The 1,922-nt window shown below is 45.4% G+C and carries 4 protein-coding genes; 2 read left to right on the forward strand and 2 right to left on the reverse strand.

Annotation, left to right across the window (positions count from 1 at the left end; genetic code table 11):
- Positions 1-213: a hypothetical protein gene (locus HMPREF3119_RS00950; protein WP_070578049.1), complete on the reverse strand. Its 213-nt coding sequence runs from the start codon at positions 211-213 to the stop codon at positions 1-3.
- 115 nt (positions 214-328) lie between these two features.
- The gene (locus HMPREF3119_RS00955) at positions 329-1,015 is read right to left on the reverse strand and encodes a S24 family peptidase (protein WP_246829225.1); all 687 of its coding nucleotides are present in this window, start codon (positions 1,013-1,015) and stop codon (positions 329-331) included.
- 103 nt (positions 1,016-1,118) lie between these two features.
- Between HMPREF3119_RS00955 and HMPREF3119_RS00960 the strand changes: the two genes are divergently transcribed.
- Together HMPREF3119_RS00960 and HMPREF3119_RS00965 are read left to right on the forward strand one after the other, a co-directional pair.
- On the forward strand, positions 1,119-1,364 hold the full coding sequence (locus tag HMPREF3119_RS00960; RefSeq protein ID WP_046025138.1) for a transcriptional regulator: 246 nt from the start codon (positions 1,119-1,121) through the stop codon (positions 1,362-1,364).
- Positions 1,365-1,402: 38 nt separating this feature from the next.
- Positions 1,403-1,867, forward strand: coding sequence for a YmfL family putative regulatory protein (locus HMPREF3119_RS00965; protein WP_070578055.1), 465 nt, complete (start codon positions 1,403-1,405; stop codon positions 1,865-1,867).
- Positions 1,868-1,922 lie beyond the last annotated feature (55 nt).

Consider the following 1,922-nt stretch of genomic DNA (forward strand, 5'->3'; position numbering starts at 1 on the left):
TTACTGCGGTTGTACTGTTAAAGTACAGCGCTCTTCCCACTTGATGATATCTTCATCGAGTCGACTGATAGTGCGTTCGTGGTCGCGGATCTCTCTGTCACGTTCTGCACGCAGAGATTCCAGCTTTTGAAGTGCCTGGGCTTTTTCGGTGATCCACGCGGCAACATCGTCTACTGACATGTTGTTAGTGGTGATGATTGGTTCGGCTTGCATGATTAATCTCCTGTCTTCGTTGAAAACAAGAATGCAACCAAAAGTAGATTATGTCAACTACTAAAAGTAGAAAATAAAGGCATAAAAAAAACCAGCATGGGCTGGTTTTCTGTGTTTATGAGAAGTATTTAATGTTCATCGGTATACTAATCAATAGTTTGCCGTGGAAATACAATTCATGCATTTCATGTTCTTCAATGTGGAAAGGCGGATAAAAGTCATTGTCGGATATAACAGCCAGTTTGCGGCCTTTAACTTTTTGCAGGCGTTTGATGAACGTTGATCCTTCAAAATTAAAGACATAAATACCATCACCTGTAAACTGCCCGACTTTAGTATCAATAAACAGCAAATCCTTCGGGTTCAGGGTCGGCGTCATACTGTCACCATCCGCATTGATAATGACCACACCTTCAAGCGTCCGGCGGCCAAACATTTCATATATGCGGTCCTGCGGGATCTCGATTGACCTGATCACTTCTGGGAAGGGATTATTGATATAGCCATTCCCAGCAGATGCAAATGCCTCGATTTGCCTCACTGTAACAGTATCTGCAGCCATCTTGTCGACCGTTCCATCAGTGCACACACCATAATCAAGATATACAGGCGTCGACTTAACAACCTCAGCTACCCGCTCCATTTTATCGTCACGTGGCTTGGCGGAGCCTAAAGTATACCGGCGTGCCATTTCATACGTAACGCCTACACCCTCGGATAGTTGCTTAACGTCAACCCCCACATCAGTCATGCGCTGCACCAGTCGGTCGGCAAAGCTTTTGTATTTCGGAGTTTCTACCATAGGTAGAAGTCTATCCACTACATCCAAAATTGTCATTTCTATTATAAGTTGCCTTTATTCTCTACTTTAAGTAGTATTGTTTTATTGATAACAGGAGGCACAAATGCAACAACAAAGCATTACAGAAAAGGCAATTGAAGCGGTGGGCTCACCATCAGCGGTATCTCGGCTGTTTGGGTTTAAATCACCTCAGTCTGTATTTAACTGGATCAAGAACAATCAGGTTCCGGCAGAAAGAGTTATCCACCTGTGCGAGTTGGGTAATTGGGTGATAACACCAAACCAGTTGCGTCCGGATCTTTATCCAAATGAGTCGGATGGATTACCTAACGATAGCAAAACCATCTGACCCAGTTAACTACAACTCAACCTGAAAGCGAGTAGGCAATGAAGAATGAATCACTGAAAGAAGTCGTAAAAAAGATGTGCTGCGCCATGCCGGGTGGACGGGAAGCGCTGGCTGGGGCGCTGGGGATGTCACTGACGACATTCAACAACAACCTGTACGAGAAGAACGGCTGCCGGTTTTTTGACAATGACGAACTGGAAGCAATGGAAGACCTGACCAAAACCCGTCACCTGGTCGAATACCACATGGATCGGCACGGTATTACGCCGATGCAGGACATAGACCCTGACAACATTGATCAGGTTGAGCTGTTTGGTATCCGCATGACCCTTGCGGCGGCACAGGCAGAGCTGGAATTACATATTAAGAAAAGCCTGGAAGACGGGAAGTTAACCCGTGATGAAGTCAGGGGAATTTATAAAAAATCAGGGAAAGTATTTTCTTACTTTTTGGGATTTGTCGGGAGTCTTGACGCTGTATTCGGGGTTCCGGATGAAAAGTGAGACCACCGGTATACGGCCGGTGGCCTCGGTCGCGCTATATCAATTTGTGTGAAGA

The organism is Morganella sp. HMSC11D09, assembly GCF_001807955.1.
Lineage (GTDB): Bacteria > Pseudomonadota > Gammaproteobacteria > Enterobacterales > Enterobacteriaceae > Morganella > Morganella morganii.

Bases quoted from the DNA above. Each gene is read 5' to 3' on its own strand.
- HMPREF3119_RS00960 (WP_046025138.1), top strand. From the start codon at position 1,119: ATGCAACAACAAAGCATTACAGAAAAGGCAATTGAAGCGGTGGGCTCA.
- HMPREF3119_RS00950 (WP_070578049.1), bottom strand. From the start codon at position 213: ATGCAAGCCGAACCAATCATCACCACTAACAACATGTCAGTAGACGAT.
- HMPREF3119_RS00965 (WP_070578055.1), top strand. From the start codon at position 1,403: ATGAAGAATGAATCACTGAAAGAAGTCGTAAAAAAGATGTGCTGCGCC.
- HMPREF3119_RS00955 (WP_246829225.1), bottom strand. From the start codon at position 1,015: ATGGTAGAAACTCCGAAATACAAAAGCTTTGCCGACCGACTGGTGCAG.